The following is a 19,650-nucleotide window of genomic DNA, read 5'->3' on the forward strand; positions in this document are numbered from 1 at the left end:
TGCCCAAAGCAACCGCGTCACCCACCACTTACAGCCCGAACTCGGCTGCTATCCCGTCGATCCCGGCCCGAATCGCAGTGAGCGCGTCGGCGCGGGAGCGCAACTTGGTCGCGGCATGGGCGTGTTGGTTGAGACCGGCGAACTCTCGTGCGGCTTCCTCGGCGCGGCTGACCACCACCTCCGGCAGGGCGATCTCGTCGATAAACCCGGCGGCCAGCGCGGTTTCCCCGAAGAACGTCTTGGCCAGCCCGGTTGCCTGCTGGTATGCCGACCGGGTCAGTCGCAGCTTCATGATCTCTAACGCCGCGTACGGAATGGTCATGCCGATCGCGACCTCATTGGCCTGGATGTTGTATGCGTGGGCCGCCACCCGATGATCGCCGCAGGACAACAGAAACGCGCCCATGGCGATGGCGTGACCGGTGCACGCCATCACCACCGGTTTGGGGTAGGACAAGAGGCGATACGCCAGCTCGAAGCCGCCCCTGAGCATGTCGATCGCGGGCTGCACTTCACCGGAGGTGAGGATCTTCAGGTCGAAGCCTCCGCTGAATACCCGGCCATTACCGGTGATCACCAGCGCCCCAACATCATCACGGTCCGCGTTGTCGATCGCTGCATTGAGGGCTTGTTGCATCGCCGGGCCCAGTGCGTTGACCTTGCCGTCGTCCATACTGATGACGGCGATGGAATCCTTGCGGGTATAGCTGACCGGGTCGCTCATGCTCTCGATTGAATCAGATCAGCATTGGGGGATCTTGTGCGCCCGCAGTTAGCCTGCCGGTATCCGCGTGGGCTGTGGCCCTTGCCCCTCCGAGCGCTGGCTGACCTCGGTGGGCACCTCGACCTGCCGAGCGCGCCACCTGTCCTGGGTTTCGGCCGCGGCGCGGTTGATCCGGTCGATCTCGCTGCGGAACACGTCGGGACGCGTCTCCTTGCTCGCGTAGTGAAAATACGTCAACAGACTACGTAACAGCTCCAGCTTCTGCTTTTCCCGCTTCGCCAGGTCGTGGGTGGTCATCAGCTCGATGCGCGCAACGGGCGGCAGGGCATCCCAGTCCAGCACCACTTTGGTCTCCAACGGACGCCGTCCGCGCCGCCAGAACCGCCATCGGCGCGGCTGCTCGGGTCGGTCGTAGTAGGTCACCGTGCCCGGGAAGCGAGACTCGATGCCCCGCCCGATCTCGGCGCGATCGAGCGCTGAATCCCACACCATCCGCCACTCCTGACCGGGAGCCAGCATCGGCAACTCTTGGGGCAGCCGAAGTTCCACGACATCGGCGTAGCCGTTGGCGGCATTCTCGTATTGGGCCACGGTTGGTGGGTTGGGGAACGAGAACCGGACGTCGTAGGCGGCTGTGCGACCGAAGTTGCGGACTACCAGCTCGATCACGTGCCAGTCCGCGACGTGGGGCTCCATAAACATGGCCACGTAGGGCCGAGTCTGCTCCGCAGCCAGTCGACGATTGCGTTGGATTTGCCGCTTGGTCACCACCAGGGCGACCACACCGAGCCCAAGCGCCGCCCACGCGGCCCACGCCAACCAGGTGCCGGAGTCGACGCCGGTGACCTCATGCCAGCTGCTCAGGACCCACCCCATGGAATCCACCATCCGCTTATACCACAGTGACATCGGACCGAGAAGTTAGCTGACAGGATCCCAGAGGCGCCTGGGCACTGGTCGCTGGCTGCCGAATCGTTGGCGGAAGCGCCGCTGGACACGTCGCTGGACCCGGGCCGGAACGGGAGAGGCTTGCCCAGTCCTTCAGCCGCCCATCAACATTCGCCATTGATCGAGACTTGCGGGGCGATAAACGTAATTGGAACGCTTGACCTCCGACAGCGACGCACTTGGCTCGGCCGAATACCAGTGCCCGGGAAAGACGGTTGGGTCACCCGGAAGCTCGGCGAGCTGTCGCAGGCTGCGGTACATCTCGTCGGAATCACCGCCGGGAAAGTCTGTGCGTCCACAGCCTTCCAGGAATAGCGTGTCACCGGCGACCAGCCGGCCGTCGAGTAGAAAGCACTGACTGCCTGGGGTATGCCCGGGTGTGTGCAGCAGCTCGATGTCGATGTCGCCGACGCTGACCTTGTCCCCATGCTCATGGGTGATCAGGTCGCCGACAGGAATCCCAGTGACTCGCGAAACCCACAGCGCTTCATGGGTGTTCACGTGCACGGGTACAGATGCCCGCTCCAGCAGCTCAGCCAGTCCCGGCAGCTGAAAACCCATCATCGAGCCGCCCACATGGTCTGGATGATGGTGGGTCACCAGCACACCCGATAGCTGCATATCGTCGGATTCGAGCGCGTCGAGCAGATCCCCGGCAGCGTAGGCCGGGTCGACCACCACGCAGTCCCCGGTTGTGCGATCTCCGATCAGGTAGGCAAAGTTGCGCATTTGCGTCGCGAACATGTCGCCGACGGCGAAATCGCGACCGGAGAGCAGTTGACGGAAGTACAGCCGGTCCTTGGACACGCAACCAGCCTATGTCTTGTCCATCGCCGCCCAGACCGCGTCTTGGCGTTTGCAGCCCGGGACACGTTAATGCGGAGTCTTGGGGTCTGACTGTGGGTGCGGTGGGTATCTTTGGTCCATGCTGAAGAGGGTCGAGATAGAGGTTGATGACGACCTTATCCAAAAGGTCATCCGGCGGTACCGTGTGAAGGGTGCGCGCGAGGCTGTCAACCTTGCGCTGCGAACGTTGCTCGGCGAGGCGGATACCGCGGAGCATGGGCACGATGACGAGTACGACGAGTTCAGCGATCCCAATGCCTGGGTTCCGCGGCGGAGCCGCGACACAGGGTGATCCCGTCCAATCTTGGACGACTTGGTCCGTAGCTGCATGGGTGGCACCGGTGGTTTGGTGGCGTTGCGCGCCAGGCTGTACCCTCTTTTAGGCCCGCGGCACGACCCGACTGGTCGCTACGGGTGAGCGGCCCCCTTAGCTCAGTCGGCAGAGCGTTTCCATGGTAAGGAAAAGGTCAACGGTTCGATTCCGTTAGGGGGCTCGGCGGACGCCGGGCAGGCTGGCGGTGCGTACCAGAGGCGATGTAGCTCAGTCGGTTAGAGCGAACGACTCATAATCGTTAGGTCGCCGGTTCGAGTCCGGCCATCGCTACAACACAACAGCAAGACTCGTTAGAGAGAACGGATATGGCTTCCAGTACCGACGTGCGGCCGAAGATCACTTTGGCATGCGAGGTGTGCAAGCACCGTAACTACATCACCAAAAAGAACCGCCGCAACGACCCGGACCGGCTGGAGCTGAAGAAGTTCTGCCCGAATTGCGGCAAACACCAGGCGCACCGCGAGACGCGGTAACCGCCGACCCGCGAGCAGTTGCTGAGACTGACTAGGTAGGTTCTACAGCCGTGGCGTTGAGCGCAGACATCGTTGGGATGCATTACCGGTATCCCGACCACTACGAGGTGGAGCGGGAGAAGATTCGCGAGTACGCCGTCGCCGTTCAAAACGACGACGCGTGGTATTTCGAGGAGGACGGCGCCGCCGAACTCGGGTATAAGGGCTTGCTGGCTCCGTTGACGTTTATCTGTGTGTTCGGCTACAAGGCCCAGGCGGCGTTCTTCAAGCATGCGAACATCGCGACCGCGGAGGCGCAGATCGTCCAGGTAGACCAAGTGCTGAAATTCGAGAAACCGATCGTGGCGGGCGACAAGCTGTACTGCGACGTCTATGTGGATTCGGTGCGTGAGGCGCACGGCACCCAGATCATCGTGACCAAGAACATCGTCACCAACGAGGAAGGTGACCTCGTGCAGGAGACCTATACGACCCTGGCGGGCCGTGCCGGCGAGGATGGAGAGGGATTTTCTGATGGCGCTGCGTGAGTTCAGCTCGGTGAAGGTCGGAGACCAGCTTCCGGAGAAGACCTACCCGCTGACCCGCCAGGATCTGGTGAACTACGCCGGAGTTTCGGGTGACTTGAACCCGATTCACTGGGACGACGAGATCGCCAAGGTCGTCGGGCTGGACACCGCGATCGCTCACGGCATGTTGACGATGGGGATCGGCGGTGGCTACGTCACATCCTGGGTTGGCGACCCGGGCGCGGTCACCGAGTACAACGTGCGGTTCACTGCGGTGGTTCCGGTGCCCAATGACGGCAAGGGCGCCGAGCTGGTGTTCAACGGTCGGGTGAAATCGGTTGATCCTGAGAGCAAGTCGGTGACCATCGCACTCACCGCTACTACCGGCGGCAAGAAGATTTTCGGGCGGGCCATCGCCTCGGCGAAGTTAGCGTAGTTTATGGCGCTCAAGACCGATATCCGCGGGATGATTTGGCGGTACCCGGACTACTTCATCGTGGGCCGTGAGCAATGCCGCGAGTTTGCCCGAGCTGTCAAGTGCGACCACCCGGCCTTTTTCAGCGAGGAAGCGGCCGCCGACCTCGGTTACGACGCGCTGGTTGCTCCGCTGACCTTCGTGACGATCCTCGCCAAATATGTGCAACTGGACTTCTTCCGCCACGTCGACGTGGGCATGGAGACGATGCAGATCGTTCAGGTCGACCAGCGGTTCGTGTTCCACAAACCCGTGCTCGCCGGGGACAAGTTGTGGGCTCGGATGGACATCCATTCGGTGGACGAGCGGTTCGGCGCAGACATCGTCGTTACCAGAAACCTCTGCACCAACGACGACGGTGAGCTGGTCATGGAGGCCTACACCACGCTGATGGGCCAGCAGGGTGATGGTTCCGCCAGACTCAAATGGGACAAGGAATCCGGGCAGGTCATCAGGACCGCGTAATTAGCAACTGGCCGCTGCGGCCATGTACACTCGGACCTCGGGGTTTTCCCAACATCGGCGCGCTTTCCGTGAGTTCAACGAGCGGAGTGTCGTCTCCACTTTCGGTTCGCGATCACCGAACGGAGGGCGCGCGTGTCATGTGAGCCCCGGCGTAGTGGGTTGGCCAGGGCCTGGTCTGGTCTTGCCTGCCAACCGCGAAGGGGCGTAGCTCAACTGGCAGAGCAGCGGTCTCCAAAACCGCAGGTTGCAGGTTCAAGTCCTGTCGCCCCTGCTGAAGGCGAACGTTCGACGACGATGCAGGCACGGCCTGAAGAGGAGACGGACCATAGGTATGTGCCATGGTGGACACTGGAAGGTGCCCCACCAGAGCGGAACGGCTCGCGGGGTAGCTAGTAAACGAAGGAGCATGCGGTGAGCGACGAAGGCGACGTTGCCGACGAGGCCGTAGCCGACGGCGCCGAGAATGCGGACAGCCGCGGGAGCGGTGGCCGGACGGCCCTGGTGACAAAGCCGGTGGTGCGGCCGCAACGTCCCACCGGCAAGCGGTCGCGGTCGCGTGCGGCAGGAGCCGACGCAGACGTCGACGTCGAAGAGCCGTCGACCGCGGCTTCGGAAGCTACCGGGGTCGCCAAGGACGATTCGACCACCAAGGCCGTGTCGAAGGCTGCCAGGGCAAAAAAGGCCAGTAAACCGAAGGCCCGGTCGGTTAACCCGATCGCATTCGTCTACAACTACCTCAAGCAGGTCGTTGCCGAGATGCGGAAGGTAATCTGGCCGAACCGCAAACAAATGCTTACCTACACGTCGGTGGTGCTGGCGTTTCTGGCCTTCATGGTGGCGCTGGTCGCCGGTGCTGACTTGGGCCTGACCAAGCTGGTGATGTTGGTGTTCGGCTGAGGCTCGAGAGTGACAGAGAGGACTGAAAACCGTGACTACCTTCGACGGTGACACGTCCGCGGGTGAGGCGGTCGATCTAACAGAGGCCAACGCCTTCCAGGATGCAGCGGCCCCGGCTGAAGAGGTCGATCCGGCCGCCGCGCTCAAAGCGGAGCTGCGCAGCAAGCCCGGCGACTGGTACGTCGTTCACTCCTACGCAGGGTACGAGAACAAGGTCAAGGCCAACCTGGAAACCCGGGTGCAGAACCTTGATGTCGGCGACTACATCTTCCAGGTGGAGGTGCCCACCGAAGAGGTCACCGAGATCAAAAACGGCCAACGCAAGCAGGTCAACCGTAAGGTGCTGCCCGGCTACATTCTGGTGCGGATGGACTTGACCGACGACTCCTGGGCCGCGGTGCGTAACACGCCGGGGGTCACGGGGTTCGTTGGGGCAACATCTCGCCCGTCAGCGCTCGCCCTCGACGACGTGGTGAAGTTTCTGCTTCCGCGGGGGTCGACGAGGAAGGCTGCCAAGGGTGCGGCCAGCACGGCTGCCGCCGCCGAGGCGGGCGGGCTAGAGCGTCCGGTCGTCGAGGTCGACTACGAGGTGGGCGAATCGGTAACCGTCATGGACGGGCCGTTTGCCACATTGCCGGCCACGATCAGCGAGGTCAACGCCGAACAGCAGAAACTCAAGGTGCTGGTCTCCATCTTCGGCCGCGAAACACCGGTGGAGCTGACCTTTGGCCAAGTCTCCAAGATCTAGCCCAGCAGGGCAGGCCACACAGGCTGAAACAAGGAAGGACATCGACACGTCATGGCCCCGAAGAAGAAGGTCGCCGGGTTGATCAAGCTGCAGATCGTGGCGGGCCAGGCCAACCCTGCCCCGCCAGTGGGCCCCGCGCTCGGTCAGCACGGCGTCAACATCATGGAGTTCTGCAAGGCGTACAACGCCGCGACGGAGAACCAGCGCGGCAACGTCATCCCGGTGGAGATCACCGTTTATGAAGACCGTAGCTTCACTTTCACGCTGAAGACGCCGCCCGCCGCCAAGCTGCTGCTTAAGGCCGCTGGTGTGGCGAAGGGTTCGGCGGAGCCGCACAAGACCAAGGTCGCCAAAGTCACCTGGGATCAAGTCCGCGAAATCGCCGAGACCAAGAAGACGGACCTCAACGCCAACGACGTCGACGCTGCGGCCAAGATCATCGCCGGTACCGCTCGGTCGATGGGCATCACCGTCGAATAGGGCCCTACCCGTGGGAGGGCCAGCTTCGGCCCGCTGAGTAACCACGACCCATAGATTGGATATCAAATGAGCAAGACCAGCAAGGCATATCGCGCCGCCGCCGCGAAGGTGGACCGCACCAACCTCTACACCCCGCTGCAGGCGGCCAAGCTTGCCAAAGAGACCTCGTCGACCAAGCAGGACGCGACCGTCGAGGTGGCGATCCGGCTTGGCGTCGACCCGCGTAAGGCAGACCAGATGGTTCGCGGCACGGTCAACCTGCCACACGGCACTGGTAAGACTGCCCGCGTCGCGGTATTCGCGGTTGGTGAAAAGGCCGATGCTGCCGTTGCCGCGGGGGCGGATGTTGTCGGGAGTGACGATCTGATCGAGAGGATTCAGGGCGGCTGGCTGGAATTCGATGCCGCGATCGCGACACCGGATCAGATGGCCAAAGTCGGTCGCATCGCTCGGGTGCTGGGTCCGCGCGGCCTGATGCCCAACCCGAAAACCGGCACCGTCACCGCCGACGTCGCCAAGGCCGTCGCGGACATCAAGGGCGGCAAGATCAACTTCCGGGTTGACAAGCAGGCCAACCTGCACTTCGTCATCGGGAAAGCGTCGTTCGACGAGAAGTTGTTGGCGGAGAACTACGGCGCGGCGATCGACGAGGTGCTGCGGCTCAAGCCGTCCTCGTCGAAGGGCCGCTACCTGAAGAAGATCACCGTGTCGACGACGACGGGCCCGGGCATTCCGGTCGACCCATCCATCACCCGCAACTTCGCGGGGGAGTAGTTTCCCCGGCGAGCAGACGCATAAGCCCCCGCACGCACGGCGTGTCGGGGGCTTATGCGTCTGCTCGCCGGGCTTAGGCCGCGGCACCCGGCTTGAGGTAGGTCACCAGGCTGCAGTCGAGCATCTCGTCGGTGAAGTAGTGCTCGCAGCCACGCAAATACTTCATGTAGCGGTTGTAGACCTCTTCGGAGGTGACCTCGATGGCCTTGTCCTTATTGGACTGCAGCGTGTCCCCCCAGATCCGCAGCGTCTTGATGTAATGCGGGCGCAACGAGAGCGGCTCCGGGACGGTGAAACCGGCCTTCTCGCCGTGTTCGACCATCATCTCGGTGGACGGCAGGCGGCCGCCGGGAAATATCTCGGTGACGATGAACTTGATGAAACGCGCCGTCTCGAAGCTCAGCTTCTTACCGCGGGCCGCCATCTCGTAGGGGTGGTAGCTGACGCTGCTCTGGACGGTCATCCGGCCGTCGGCGGGCATGATGTTGAAACACCGCTTGAAGAAGTCGTCGTAGTTCTCGTGCCCGAAGTGCTCGAAGGCTTCGATCGACACAATCCGGTCGACGGGTTCGGCGAAATCCTCCCAGCCTTGCAGCAGCACTTGACGTGAGCGGTTGGTGTCGATCGAAGCCAGCACTTGCTCGCAGCGGGCGTGCTGGTTCTTGGACAACGTCAGGCCGATGACGTTAACGTCGAACCGCTCGACGGCGCGCCTCATGGTGGTGCCCCAACCGCACCCAATGTCCAGCAGCGTCATGCCCGGCTTGAGGTCCAGCTTGTCCAGGTTGAGGTCGACCTTGGCGTATTGGGCTTCTTCGAGCGTGAGCTCCGGTGGCTCGAAGTAGGCACAGCTGTAAGTTCGGGTCGGGTCCTGGAACAGGGCGAAGAAATCATCGGAGACGTCGTAGTGCGCTTGGATGTCTTCGAAGCGTGTCCGTGTCTTGGTTGGGCTAATCGGTTTCTCGGCCATTCTCGTCATGTTCTCCTGGATGGTGTCAGTTACCGGTGGCTGTGCACCCATAGCCCGTCGGTGGCACGAAAGTCTACTTGGCCAGCGTGAACTGGTTGCAGTCGATGTAGCCCATTCGGAACGCCTTGGCGCAGCCGGTCAGGTATTTCATGTACCGCTCGTATACCTCTGCGGACTGGATCTCGATGGCCTCGTCCTTGTGCGCTTGAAGCGCCTCGGCCCACAGGTCAAGAGTCCTGGCGAAGTGCGGTTGCAGGGACTGGATATCGGTAATGGTGAAACCGGCCTTCGTCACATGCTCCTCGATCGTCTCGATCGTCGGCAACCGGCCGCCCGGGAAGATGTCGGTCACGATGAACCGGATGAATTTGGCCATCTCCATGGTCAACGGTATGCCGCGCTCGATGACCTGCTTTACGTGCAAGCCGGTGATCGAGTGCAGCAGCATCACGCCGTCCGCGGGCATCGCGTTGTAGGCGAACTTGAAGAAGTCATCGTAGCGCTCGAAACCGAAGTGCTCTATCGCTTCGATGGTTACGATGCGGTCCACCGGCTCGCTGAAGTTGGCCCAGTCGCTCAGCAGTACCCGGTGCGAGCGGTTGGTGTCGACCTTGTCGAGCACTTGCTGGCAGTAGGCGTGCTGATTTTTCGACAGGGTCAAGCCGACGACGTTGACGTCGTAGCGCTCGACGGCACGCTTCATGACCGAACCCCAGCCGCAGCCCACGTCGAGCAGTGTCATTCCCGGTTCTAGCCCCAGCTTGCCCAGGGTTAGGTCCAGCTTGGCGACCTGTGCTTCGTGCAAGGTCATGTCGTCGCGCTCGAAGTAGGCGCAGCTGTAGGTCCGAGTCGGATCCTGGAACAGCGCGAAGAACGCATCTGAAAGGTCGTAATGGGCTTGGACGTCGTCGACATTGGACCGAGACTTTGTGGTGCCCGTTGAGTTATCAGACATGTGTCCTCCCACTGTGAGGGGCACCTTCAGCAGGTGGCCATCCCCGGCACCCTACACGGTGCATGGCACATCGCCCGCATTCGCGCTCGCATGCGCCGGTCTTTCTCGATCGGGATTTGCCAGATATCACCCTGGCCGGCGCAATCACTACTTCGCCAGCGTGAACTGGTTGACGTCGATGTAGCCGACCCGGAACAGCTTGGCGCAGCCGGTCAGGTATTTCATGTACCGCTCGTAGACCTCTTCGGACTGGATCGCGATGGCCTCGCTTTTGTGTTCCTGCAGCGCCTCGGCCCACAGGTCGAGGGTCCTGGCGTAATGCGGCTGCAGCGACTGGCGGCGAGTCAGCGTGAAACCCGTCTTCGCCGACTGTTCCTCAACCATTTCAATCGTCGGAGGTTGGCCCCCCGGGAAGATTTCGGTCGCGATGAACTTGAGAAAGCGGGCCAGCCACAACGTGAGCGGCAAGCCGTGGTCGACCATCTGCTGCCTGGTCAGGCCGGTGATCGTGTGCAGCAGCAACACGCCATCGGGCGGCAGGATTTTGTGGGCCCGGGCGAAGAAGTCGGCGTGACGATCGTGGCCGAAGTGCTCGAACGCGCCGATCGACACGATGCGGTCGACGGGCTCGTTGAACTGCTCCCATCCCGCCAGCAACACTCGCCTGTCGCGCGGGGTGTCCATCTCGTCGAACGACTTCTGCACATGGGCGGCCTGGTTCTTCGACAATGTCAGGCCGACGACGTTGACGTCATACTGCGCGATCGCGCGCCGCATGGTGGCGCCCCAGCCGCAACCGATATCGAGCAGCGTCATGCCGGGCTGCAGACCTAGCTTGCCCAGCGCCAGGTCGATCTTGGCGATCTGGGCCTCTTCCAGCGTCATGTCCTCGCGTTCGAAATGCGCGCAGCTGTAGGTCTGGGTCGGATCCAGGAACAGCCGGAAGAAGTCGTCGGACAGGTCGTAGTGTGCCTGCACGTCCTCGAAGTGCGGCGTTAGGTCGTTGACCATGAGGTGTAATGCCTTTCCGGACCCTAGGTGGCCTTTCGGTGCTTGCACGGAACGCACCGATGCTTCCCCCTCCCCGCATGCTCGAGGCATGCTATCCGATACAGGGCCGCCGCACTAAACCGCGATCGAATTTGCCCAGGTCAGGGAACGGATATGAGCGGACGAGCTACTTGGTCATGGTGAACTGGGCGACGTTGATTAGGCCTCTGCGGAAGCGCTCCGCGCATCCGGTCAGATAGTGCATGAAGTTGTTGTAGACCTCTTCGGACTGTACGGCGATGGCGCGTTCGCGGGCAGCCTGTAGGTTGGCGGCCCATGCATCGAGAGTCCGTGCGTAGTGCTGCTGCAGCAGCTGGACATGCTCGATGGTGAAGCCCGCGGCCTGCGCATTGTCGACAATGTCGGGCTCCGATGGCAGCTCGCCGCCCGGGAAGATCGACTCCCGCAGGAATTTGAGGAATCGAAGGTCGCTCATCGTCAGCGCAATGCCCTGTTCGTGCAGCCACCTGCGGTCGTAGGTGAACAGGCTGTGCAGTAGCATCCGCCCGTCATCGGGCAGGATGTCGTAGGAGCGTTCGAAGAACGTCAGATACCGCTCCTTTTTGAACGCGTCGAATGCCTCAAAGCTGACGATCCGGTCGACGTTCTCTTCAAACTCTTCCCAGCCCTGCAGCCGGGCCTCGGCGCGCCGTTGCGTTCCGATTGCGGCCAGGCGGTCTTTGCTGCGTTCATAGTGATTCCGGCTGAGCGTGAGGCCGATGACATTGACGTCGTACTTCTCCACGGCCCGAACGAGCGCCCCGCCCCACCCGCAACCCACGTCGAGTAGCGTCATCCCCGGTTCGAGGTTCAGCTTGTCCAACGCCAGATCCACCTTGGCCAGTTGCGCCTCTTCCAGCGTCATATCGTCACGCTCGAAATAGGCGCAGGTGTAGACCCAGGTGGGATCGAGGAACAACGCGAAGAAGTCATCCGAAATGTCGTAAGCCGACTGTGACTCTTCGTAATATGGTCTCAGCTTGGCCATAGGCGACAACCTCCCGCGCCAACCGTACAACGCCTCGCCGACCGGCTCAGCCGGCCTCAGAGAAGTTGCGCGTCAACTCGCCGATCACCCGATCCCACAGCTGTCTGGGCAGGTCATGGCCCATGCCGTCGATGAGCACCAGGCGCGCGCCGTTGATTGCTCGCGCGACCGCGCGGCCGCCGAACGGCCGCATCAGCTTGTCCGCGCGCCCGTGGATGACGACGGTCGGTGCGACGATGCGCCGGTCGTAGCGCAGCAGGCTGCCGCTGCCCAGTATCGCGCTGAACTGCTGGGCGATTCCCCAGGGATGGAAGTTGCGGTCGTAGCTTTCGGCGGCCTCGGCTCGTACCTGGTCTTCGGGAATCGGGTAGGCCGGGCTGCCGATGATCTTGCTGACCCGGACGGCGTTGTCGACAATGACGTCGCGTGGCGAATCCGGCGGCGGACCCGTGAGCAGCGCCAGCAGCGCGCGTGGCGCCGGCGGTGGCAGAAACCGGTGATTGTTGCTGGAGAAGATGACCGCCAGGGTTTTCGTCCGCTGCGCGAATCGCGCGGCGAAAATCTGGGCGATCATGCCGCCCATCGACGCCCCGACGACGTGCGCGTGCTTGACGTCGAGGTGATCGAGCAACGCCGCGGCGTCGGCGGCCATGTCTTCCAACGTGTAGGCAGCCTGGCTGGGCAGACCGAGCCAGGACCGGACCAACCGCGTGGCCAGTGGCTGTCCCGGGCGGTGGCGCTCGGTCTTGGTGGACAGGCCGACATCGCGGTTGTCGTAGCGGATGACGCGCAGGCCCTTCGCGACGAGCCGCGCGCAGAAGTCGGTCCGCCACAGCAGCATCTGGGCGCCCAGGCCCATGATCAGCAACACCGGCGGGTGGTCGAGGTCACCCATGTCCTCGTAGTACAGCTTCACATCACCGGAGACCGCGGTGCCGCTACGGATGTCCACCGAGACCTCGCCTAAACCTCGATGTCGGATTGATGTTCGCGGCTGACCTCGACCATGAAGTTGGCGAAATATCCGGTCAGCTGCGGGTCCGACATCATCTGCCACCTCGGCGCCAGCAGCTTCATGTAGCGCTCCACGTACAGGAACTGCTTGCCGATCAGCACCAGCTCGCGGGGCAGCTTGACGTCGTAGGCGTCGGCCAGCGCCGAGAGCTGGCGGCCGATGTCGGCATATGACATGTCGCCCAGCGATTGCATGGTCAGCGGGGTGGCGAAGCGCTCCAGGTCTTTGGCGGCCTGGGTCTCGGGCTTCATGGTGCCGACGGCGCCCATGAGCACGACGATCTTGCCGGCGGCTGCGTGGTCCTTCTTCACCAGCAGCGCATACACCAGCTCGCGGAGTAGCCAGCGGGTGCGTGGATCGATGCGGCCCATGATCCCGAAGTCGAAGAACACGATGCGGCCCGCCTCGTCGACGTAGAGGTTGCCCGCGTGCAGGTCGCCGTGGAACAGCCCGTGCCGCAGGCCGCCCTCGAACACCGAAAACAGCAGTGCCTTGACCAGCTCGACACCGTCGAACCCGGCCTTGCGGATCGCGGCGGCGTTGTCGATGCGGATGCCGTGCACCCGTTCCATCGTCAACACCCGCTCGGTGGTGAAGTCCCAGTGCACCTGCGGCACCCGGATGTTTTTGCCCAGCGGCGAGGCGTGTAGGTGGGAGACCCAGGCCTCCATGGACTGCGCCTCGAGGCGAAAGTCCAGCTCCTCGGCCAGGTTGTCGGCGAAGTCGGCGACCACGTCTTGTGCCGAGAGCCGCCGGCCCAGCTTGGCCAGTTCGACGGTCTGCGCGAAGCGCTTGAGGATCTGCAGGTCGGCGGCAACGCGGCGGCGGATGCCCGGCCGCTGGATCTTGACCACCACCTCCTCGCCGCTGCGCAGGGTCGCGTAGTGCACCTGGGCGATGGACGCCGACGCGAACGGCTCTTCCTCGAAGGAGGCGAACAGCCGGGCCGGCTCGTCGCCGAGTTCCTCGACGAAGAGCTTGTGCACCTCGTCGGTTTTTGCGGGCGGCACCCGGTCGAGCAGGCCGCGGAATTCCCGCGACAGCGACTCACCGAATGCTCCCGGGCTGGACGCGATGATCTGGCCGAACTTCACGTATGTCGGTCCCAGATCGGCGAAGGTCTGCGGGAGCTCCTTGATCACCTTCTGTTGCCAGGGCCCTTTTCGGGGGAGCCTGCCGATGAACCGGACGGCGGTGCGGGTGACCTGCCAACCGGTGGCCGCCACCCGGGCAGCTTCGACCGGCAGCGGTACCCGGTCAAGCTTGGCCACCTCGCGGTGTGTGGTGGAACCCATCTGAGCAGTGTGCCAAACCGGGGCAGACAGCTCCCAATTGACGTGAGCCCGCTCACTTGCTGGGTAAGCGTCGCCGAATGTGTAATGAGGGCGGAAATCCGGCCCGATTTCCGCCCTCATTACACATTCGGCGACGCGTGGACTACCTCAAGCCGTACTGGGATACCCACCCGCAGGACCGCGCCGACCTGCGCCGGTTCCTCGCCGATGGCCGTATCGAAGTGATGGGCGGAACCTACAACGAACCCAACACCAACCTCACCAGCCCGGAGACCACCATCCGAAACCTGGTGCACGGCATCGGTTTTCAGCGTGACGTGCTGGGCGCCGAGCCGGCCACCGCGTGGCAGCTCGACGTGTTCGGCCATGACCCGCAATTTCCTGGGCTGGCCGCCGATGCCGGGCTGACGTCGAGTTCCTGGGCCCGCGGGCCACACCACCAGTGGGGTCCGGCCCAAGGCGGGGTAGACCGCATGCAGTTTTGCAGCGAGTTCGAGTGGATCGCGCCGTCGGGTCGCGGCCTGTTGACCCATTACATGCCGGCGCATTATTCGGCGGGCTGGTCGATGGACTCGTCCACCTCGCTGGCCGACGCTGAGGCCGCCACCTACGCGCTGTTCGACCAGCTCAAAAAGGTCGCGCTGACCCGCAACGTGCTCCTGCCGGTGGGCACCGACTACACCCCGCCGAACAAGTGGGTCACCGCCATCCACCGCGACTGGGGTGCGCGCTACACCTGGCCGCGCTTCGTGTGCGCGCTGCCCAAGGAGTTCTTCGCCGCGGTGCGCGCCGAACTGGCCAAGCGTGGTTGGGTGCCGTCGCCGCAGACCCGCGACATGAACCCGATCTACACCGGCAAGGACGTCTCCTACATCGACACCAAACAAGCCAACCGGGCCGCCGAGAACGCCGTCCTGGAAGCCGAGCGGTTCGCGGTGTTCGCCGCGCTGCTGACCGGCGCCGAGTATCCGCAGGCGGCGTTGGCCAAGGCGTGGGTGCAACTGGCCTACGGTGCGCACCACGACGCCATCACCGGCTCGGAGTCCGACCAGGTCTACCTCGACCTGCTGACCGGGTGGCGTGACGCGTGGGAGCTGGGCCGCGCGGCCCGGGACAACTCGCTGCGGTTGCTGTCCGGCGCGGTCGCCGCGTCGCACGATCGCGTCGTCGTGTGGAACCCGCTGACCCAGCGGCGCACCGACATCGTCACTGCCAGGGTCGACCCGCCGCTGCAGGCCGGCGTGCGGGTGTTCGATCCCGACGGGGCTGAGGTGGCCGCGCTCGTCGAGCACGACGGACGGTCGGTCACCTGGCTGGCGTGCGACGTGCCCTCGCTGGGCTGGCGGGTTTACCGGTTGGTGCCCGCCGACGAGGCGCCAGGCTGGGAATTGGTACCCGGCACCGACATCGCCAACGAGCACTATCGGCTGGCCGTCGACCCCGAGCGTGGCGGGGCGTTGTCGTCGCTGGTGCAGGACGGCCGCCAGCTGATCGCCGCCGGCCGGGTAGCCAACGAGCTGGCCCTCTACGAGGAATACCCGTCGCACCCGACTCAGGGGGAGGGTCCGTGGCATCTACTGCCCACGGGGCCGGTGGTGTGCTCCTCGGCATGCCCGGCGCAGGTGCAGGCATACCGCGGCCCGCTCGGTCAGCGGTTGGTCGTGCGGGGGCGGATCGGCACCCTGCTGCGCTACACGCAGACACTCACCTTGTGGGACGGCGTCGACCGGGTGGACTGCCGCACCAGCATCGACGAGTTCACCGGGGAAGACCGCTTGCTGCGGCTGCGCTGGCCGTGTCCGGTACCCGGCGCCATGCCGATCAGCGAAGTGGGGGACGCCGTCGTCGGGCGGGGTTTCGCGTTGCTGCACGAGGGGCCCGAATCGGTGGACACCGCCCAGCATCCGTGGACCCTGGACAACCCGGCCTACGGCTGGTTCGGGTTGTCCTCGGCGGTGCGGGTACGCGCCGGCGATGGGGTGCGCGCGGTGTCGGTGGCCGAGGTGGTGTCGCCGACGGAGACGGTGTCCGGCCCGATGGCGCGCGACCTGATGGTCGCGCTGGTCCGCGCGGGCGTCACCGCGACCTGCAGCGGCGCCGACAAGCCGCGCTACGGCCACCTCGATGTCGATTCCAATCTGCCGGACGCCAGGATCGCGCTCGGTGGGCCGGACCGCAACACGTTCACCAAGGCCGTGCTGGCCGAGGCCGCCCCGGCCTACACCGCCGAACTGCAGCGGCAGCTGGCGAAGACCGGCACGGCCAGGGTGTGGGTGCCGGCCGCGAACCCGTTGGCGCGGGCCTGGCTGCCCGGCGCGGACTTGCGGGCACCGTGCGCGCTGCCGGTGCTGGTGATCGACGGCCGAGACGAGAAGCACCTGCGCGCCGCGGTGGCGTCGCTGGCCGACGACCTGGCCGACGCCGAGATCGTCGTGCACCAGCGGGCCGCGCCGCAAATGGAGCCGTTCGAGGATCGCACGGTCGCGCTGCTCAACCGTGGGGTGCCCAGCTTCGCCGTCGACTCCGAGGGCACCCTGCACACCGCGCTGATGCGGTCGTGCACCGGCTGGCCCTCCGGGGTCTGGATCGACCAGCCGCGACGCACCGCCCCGGATGGCTCGAATTTCCAACTCCAGCACTGGACCCACCACTTCGACTACGCGCTTGTCTGCGGCGGCGGCGATTGGCGGCGCGCCGGCATCCCGGCGCGCAGCGCGCAGTTCTCCCACCCGCTGCTTGCGGTGGCGCCGCGACGGCCACAGGGCGAGCTGCCGGCGGTCGGCTCGCTGCTGCACGTCGAGCCGGCCGACTCGGTGCAGCTGGGCGCGCTCAAGGCGGCCGGCAACCCGCTGGCAGCCGGCAGCGCGCGGCCGGTCCAACCCGCCGCGGTGGCGCTGCGATTGGTGCAAACGACAGGAGCCGACACCCCGGTCACCATCGGCTGCGAGCTGGGCAAGGTAGGCGCCCTCCGGCCGGCCGACCTGCTGGAAACGCCGCTCGCAATGGCAAGGGCGCGCAAGTCGTCCATCGACCTGCACGGCTATCAGGTCGCCACCGTGCTGGCCCGGCTCGACGTGGCCGCTGATATGGCTAACGTGCTGGCGGCCGACGACGTGGCGTTGGCGCCGCACGCCGAGACCGCTCAGCCGCAGTACGCGCGCTATTGGCTGCACAACCGCGGCCCGGCGCCGCTGGGCGGGCTGCCCGCGGTCGCCCACCTGCACCCGCGGCGGGTGCGCGGCCAGCCCGGTGACGACGTGGTGCTGCGCCTGACCGCGGCCAGCGACTGCACCGATTCGGTGCTGGGCGGCGTGGTCGACGTCGTGTGTCCGCTCGGCTGGCCGGCCACACCGGCTCGGTTGCCGTTCACGCTGGGCGCCGGGGCGCACCTGCAGGCCGACATCGCGTTGAGCATTCCCGCCGGCGCGCCGCCGGGACCGTATCCGGTCCGCGCGCAGCTGCGCGTCGTCGACACGGCGGTACCGGCCGCCTGGCGCCAGGTGGTCGAGGACGTGTGCGTGGTCACCGTCGGCGCCGACTCCGATCTGGAGGAGCTGGTCTACCTCGTCGATGGGCCGGCCGACATCGAGCTGGCCGCCGGCGACCGGGCCCGGCTGGCGGTGACGATCGGCAGCCGCGCTCACGCCGAGCTGGCCCTGGATGCGCACTCGATCAGCCCCTGGGGCACCTGGGAGTGGATCGGCCCGCCCGCGCTCGGCGCCGTGCTACCCGCCCGGGGCATGGCCAAGCTGGCTTTCGATGTGACCCCGCCGGCCTGGCTGGAGCCCGGGCAGTGGTGGGCCCTGGTTCGGGTCGGTTGCGCGGGTCAGTTGGTCTATTCGCCGGCGGTGAAGGTGAGCGTGACATGAGCGGGCGAAGCCGATTGCCCGGCTCCTCCTCACGCCGCGACGCGGCGCGCATCGTCGCCGAGCGGGTGGTCGCGACCGTCGCCGGTGTCGCGGTAGCGGTCGACGAGGTCGACGCGGCCGAAGCGCGGCTGCGCGACGGACCGCGCGCGGCCGCGCTGCCGGCGAGCGGCACCAGCGAGGGACGCCAACTGCGGCGCTGGCTCACCCAACTGATCGTGACCGAGCGGGTGGTAGCCGCCGAGGCCGCCGCACGTGGTCTGACCGCGGCGGGCGCCCCCGCCGAGGCGGACCTGCTGCCCGACGCGACGGCTCGGCTGGAGATCGGCAGCGTCGCCGCCGCGGTGCTGGCGGATCCTTTGGCGCGGGCGTTGTTCGCCGCCGTCACCGCGCGGGTCGCGGTCACCGACGACGCCGTGGCCGACTACCATGCCCGCAACCCGCTGCGGTTCGCCGCGCCATGTCCCGGCCAGCACGGCTGGCGTGCCCCGGCGGCGGCCGCCCCACCGCTGGATCAGGTGCGCCGCGCGATCACCGAGCATCTGTTGGGGGCCGCGCGCCGCCGCGCCTTCCGGGTGTGGCTGGACGCGCGCCGGAACGCCCTGGTGGTGCTGGCCCCCGGCTATGAGCACCCCGGCGACCCGCGCCAACCCGACAACACCCGCCGGCACTGATGCTCACCCTTTGCCTCGACATCGGCGGCACCAAGATCGCCGCGGGCCTGGCCGACCCGGCCGGCACGTTGGTGCACACCGCCCAACGTCCCACCCCGGCGTATGGCGGAGCCGAACAGGTCTGGGCCGCGGTCGCCGAGATGATCGCCGACGCGCTCGGCGTGGCGGGGGGCGCGGTCGGTGGTGTGGGGATCGCCTCGGCCGGTCCTATCGACCTACACAGCGGCCGCGTCAGCCCGATCAACATCGGATCCTGGGGCGGCTTTCCGCTGCGGGATCGGGTCGCCGCCGCGGTCCCGGGGGTTCCGGTGCGGCTGGGGGGTGACGGGGTGTGCATGGCGCTCGGCGAGCACTGGCTGGGAGCCGGACGGGGTGCGCGCTTTCTGTTGGGTTTGGTGGTGTCCACCGGGGTGGGCGGCGGGTTGGTGCTCGACGGCGCCCCCTGTCTCGGCCGCACCGGCAACGCCGGTCACGTCGGCCACGTGGTGGTGGATCCGGATGGCTCGCCGTGCCCGTGCGGGGGGCGTGGCTGTGTGGAGACCATCGCGTCCGGCCCGTCGCTGGCGCGCTGGGCGCGGGCCAACGGCTGGTCCGCGCCGCCCGGGGCCGGCGCCAAAGAGCTGGCCGAGGCGGCTGGGGCCGGAGACCCGGTGGCGCTGCGGGCCTTCCGCCGCGGCGCCGCGGCGCTGGCCGCGATGATCGCCTCGGTGGGCGCCGTGTGCGACTTGGATCTCGCCGTCATCGGCGGCGGCGTGGCCAAGTCGGGTCGCCTGCTGTTCGAGCCGTTACGTGCGGCGCTAGCCGACCACGCCCGGCTGGACTTTCTGGCCGGCCTGCGGGTGGTGCCTGCCGAGCTGGGCGGCGCCGCCGGCCTGGTGGGTGCGGCCAGGCTCGCGGCCATCGCATAATGCCGATTGTGAATCTGGCGACGCGACACGCCGGTGCGGCGTCGCGGGATTCACACTCGGCGATACGTGTCGCCGTTTTGGCTGACCGGACCGGGCCAGGCTATTGTGGTTGCCGATCCACCGAAGACCGTCGGTCACCGAGCAATCGGTTGAAGGTCCGGGAGCATCCCGGCGACCCACGCAGGAGGACGAGGCAGCACCGCCGGCGCGCGCCGGCCTAGTTCCACGCCCCGACCGCTTCCTGCGTCGGGGCGTTCGT

General features: G+C 65.8%; 21 protein-coding genes and 3 tRNA genes. 15 read left to right on the forward strand and 9 right to left on the reverse strand.

The genetic code is table 11. From position 1 onward, the window contains the following. Positions 1-28 precede the first annotated feature (28 nt). From echA3 to Rv0634c, 3 genes are all read right to left on the reverse strand, one after another. Positions 29-724, reverse strand: coding sequence for an enoyl-CoA hydratase EchA3 (gene echA3 / locus Rv0632c; RefSeq protein NP_215146.1), 696 nt, complete (start codon positions 722-724; stop codon positions 29-31). A 48-nt stretch (positions 725-772) separates the two neighbouring features. Beyond that, on the reverse strand, positions 773-1,612 hold the full coding sequence (locus Rv0633c; RefSeq protein NP_215147.1) for a hypothetical protein: 840 nt from the start codon (positions 1,610-1,612) through the stop codon (positions 773-775). A 153-nt stretch (positions 1,613-1,765) separates the two neighbouring features. Beyond that, entirely contained in the window at positions 1,766-2,479 is a 714-nt protein-coding gene (locus Rv0634c; protein NP_215148.1) for a glyoxalase II, read from the reverse strand. A 79-nt stretch (positions 2,480-2,558) separates the two neighbouring features. Between Rv0634c and Rv0634A the strand changes: the two genes are divergently transcribed. From Rv0634A to rplA, 12 genes are all read left to right on the forward strand, one after another. After that, positions 2,559-2,810, forward strand: coding sequence for a hypothetical protein (locus tag Rv0634A; protein ID YP_177629.1), 252 nt, complete (start codon positions 2,559-2,561; stop codon positions 2,808-2,810). Between the two features lie 129 nt (positions 2,811-2,939). After that, positions 2,940-3,012, forward strand: a tRNA-Thr gene (gene thrT, locus Rvnt06). 36 nt (positions 3,013-3,048) lie between these two features. Then, positions 3,049-3,122, forward strand: a tRNA-Met gene (metT, locus tag Rvnt07). 35 nt (positions 3,123-3,157) lie between these two features. Then, complete coding sequence (gene rpmG2, locus Rv0634B) at positions 3,158-3,325, forward strand: 50S ribosomal protein L33 (RefSeq protein YP_177630.1); 168 nt, start codon at positions 3,158-3,160, stop codon at positions 3,323-3,325. A gap of 50 nt (positions 3,326-3,375) precedes the next feature. Then, positions 3,376-3,852 (forward strand): (3R)-hydroxyacyl-ACP dehydratase subunit HadA, encoded by a 477-nt coding sequence (gene hadA / locus Rv0635; protein ID NP_215149.1) that lies wholly within the window; start codon positions 3,376-3,378, stop codon positions 3,850-3,852. Further along, positions 3,839-4,267, forward strand: coding sequence for a (3R)-hydroxyacyl-ACP dehydratase subunit HadB (gene hadB / locus Rv0636; protein NP_215150.1), 429 nt, complete (start codon positions 3,839-3,841; stop codon positions 4,265-4,267). Before hadA ends, hadB begins: the two co-directional genes overlap by 14 nt. A 3-nt stretch (positions 4,268-4,270) precedes the next feature. Further along, positions 4,271-4,771, forward strand: coding sequence for a (3R)-hydroxyacyl-ACP dehydratase subunit HadC (gene hadC, locus Rv0637; protein NP_215151.1), 501 nt, complete (start codon positions 4,271-4,273; stop codon positions 4,769-4,771). A 198-nt stretch (positions 4,772-4,969) separates the two neighbouring features. Continuing rightward, positions 4,970-5,042, forward strand: a tRNA-Trp gene (trpT, locus tag Rvnt08). Between the two features lie 140 nt (positions 5,043-5,182). Continuing rightward, complete coding sequence (secE1, locus tag Rv0638) at positions 5,183-5,668, forward strand: preprotein translocase SecE (RefSeq protein ID YP_177743.1); 486 nt, start codon at positions 5,183-5,185, stop codon at positions 5,666-5,668. Between the two features lie 31 nt (positions 5,669-5,699). Then, positions 5,700-6,416, forward strand: a complete 717-nt coding sequence (gene nusG, locus Rv0639; protein ID NP_215153.1) for a transcription termination/antitermination protein NusG — start codon at positions 5,700-5,702, stop codon at positions 6,414-6,416. Positions 6,417-6,467: 51 nt separating this feature from the next. After that, positions 6,468-6,896, forward strand: coding sequence for a 50S ribosomal protein L11 (gene rplK / locus Rv0640; RefSeq protein ID NP_215154.1), 429 nt, complete (start codon positions 6,468-6,470; stop codon positions 6,894-6,896). Positions 6,897-6,962: 66 nt separating this feature from the next. Next, the gene (rplA, locus tag Rv0641; protein NP_215155.1) at positions 6,963-7,670 is read left to right on the forward strand and encodes a 50S ribosomal protein L1; all 708 of its coding nucleotides are present in this window, start codon (positions 6,963-6,965) and stop codon (positions 7,668-7,670) included. 73 nt (positions 7,671-7,743) lie between these two features. Here rplA and mmaA4 read toward each other — a convergent pair whose 3' ends face one another. The 6 genes from mmaA4 to Rv0647c form a co-directional block, all read right to left on the reverse strand. Then, complete coding sequence (gene mmaA4 / locus Rv0642c; protein ID NP_215156.1) at positions 7,744-8,649, reverse strand: hydroxymycolate synthase MmaA4; 906 nt, start codon at positions 8,647-8,649, stop codon at positions 7,744-7,746. A 64-nt stretch (positions 8,650-8,713) separates the two neighbouring features. Next, positions 8,714-9,595: a methoxy mycolic acid synthase MmaA3 gene (gene mmaA3 / locus Rv0643c; protein ID NP_215157.1), complete on the reverse strand. Its 882-nt coding sequence runs from the start codon at positions 9,593-9,595 to the stop codon at positions 8,714-8,716. A 147-nt stretch (positions 9,596-9,742) separates the two neighbouring features. Further along, positions 9,743-10,606 (reverse strand): cyclopropane mycolic acid synthase CmaA, encoded by an 864-nt coding sequence (mmaA2, locus tag Rv0644c; RefSeq protein NP_215158.1) that lies wholly within the window; start codon positions 10,604-10,606, stop codon positions 9,743-9,745. A 166-nt stretch (positions 10,607-10,772) separates the two neighbouring features. Continuing rightward, positions 10,773-11,633: a mycolic acid methyltransferase MmaA1 gene (gene mmaA1, locus Rv0645c; RefSeq protein NP_215159.1), complete on the reverse strand. Its 861-nt coding sequence runs from the start codon at positions 11,631-11,633 to the stop codon at positions 10,773-10,775. Positions 11,634-11,679: 46 nt separating this feature from the next. Then, on the reverse strand, positions 11,680-12,585 hold the full coding sequence (lipG, locus tag Rv0646c) for a lipase/esterase LipG (RefSeq protein NP_215160.1): 906 nt from the start codon (positions 12,583-12,585) through the stop codon (positions 11,680-11,682). An 11-nt stretch (positions 12,586-12,596) separates the two neighbouring features. Beyond that, positions 12,597-14,063, reverse strand: a complete 1,467-nt coding sequence (locus Rv0647c; protein ID NP_215161.1) for a hypothetical protein — start codon at positions 14,061-14,063, stop codon at positions 12,597-12,599. Positions 14,064-14,164: 101 nt separating this feature from the next. Between Rv0647c and Rv0648 the strand changes: the two genes are divergently transcribed. Genes Rv0648 through Rv0650 form a run of 3 tightly spaced genes read left to right on the forward strand, consistent with a single transcriptional unit; the run spans position 14,165 to position 19,391 of the window. Then, positions 14,165-17,812 (forward strand): alpha-mannosidase, encoded by a 3,648-nt coding sequence (locus tag Rv0648; RefSeq protein NP_215162.1) that lies wholly within the window; start codon positions 14,165-14,167, stop codon positions 17,810-17,812. Then, positions 17,809-18,483, forward strand: a complete 675-nt coding sequence (gene fabD2 / locus Rv0649) for a malonyl CoA-acyl carrier protein transacylase (protein ID YP_177744.1) — start codon at positions 17,809-17,811, stop codon at positions 18,481-18,483. The genes Rv0648 and fabD2 overlap by 4 nt, the downstream gene beginning before the upstream one ends. Further along, on the forward strand, positions 18,483-19,391 hold the full coding sequence (locus tag Rv0650; protein ID NP_215164.1) for a sugar kinase: 909 nt from the start codon (positions 18,483-18,485) through the stop codon (positions 19,389-19,391). Before fabD2 ends, Rv0650 begins: the two co-directional genes overlap by 1 nt. The last annotated feature ends 259 nt before the right edge of the window (positions 19,392-19,650 follow it).

Origin of the sequence: Mycobacterium tuberculosis H37Rv (assembly GCF_000195955.2) — a bacterium.
GTDB classification, from domain to species: domain Bacteria; phylum Actinomycetota; class Actinomycetes; order Mycobacteriales; family Mycobacteriaceae; genus Mycobacterium; species Mycobacterium tuberculosis.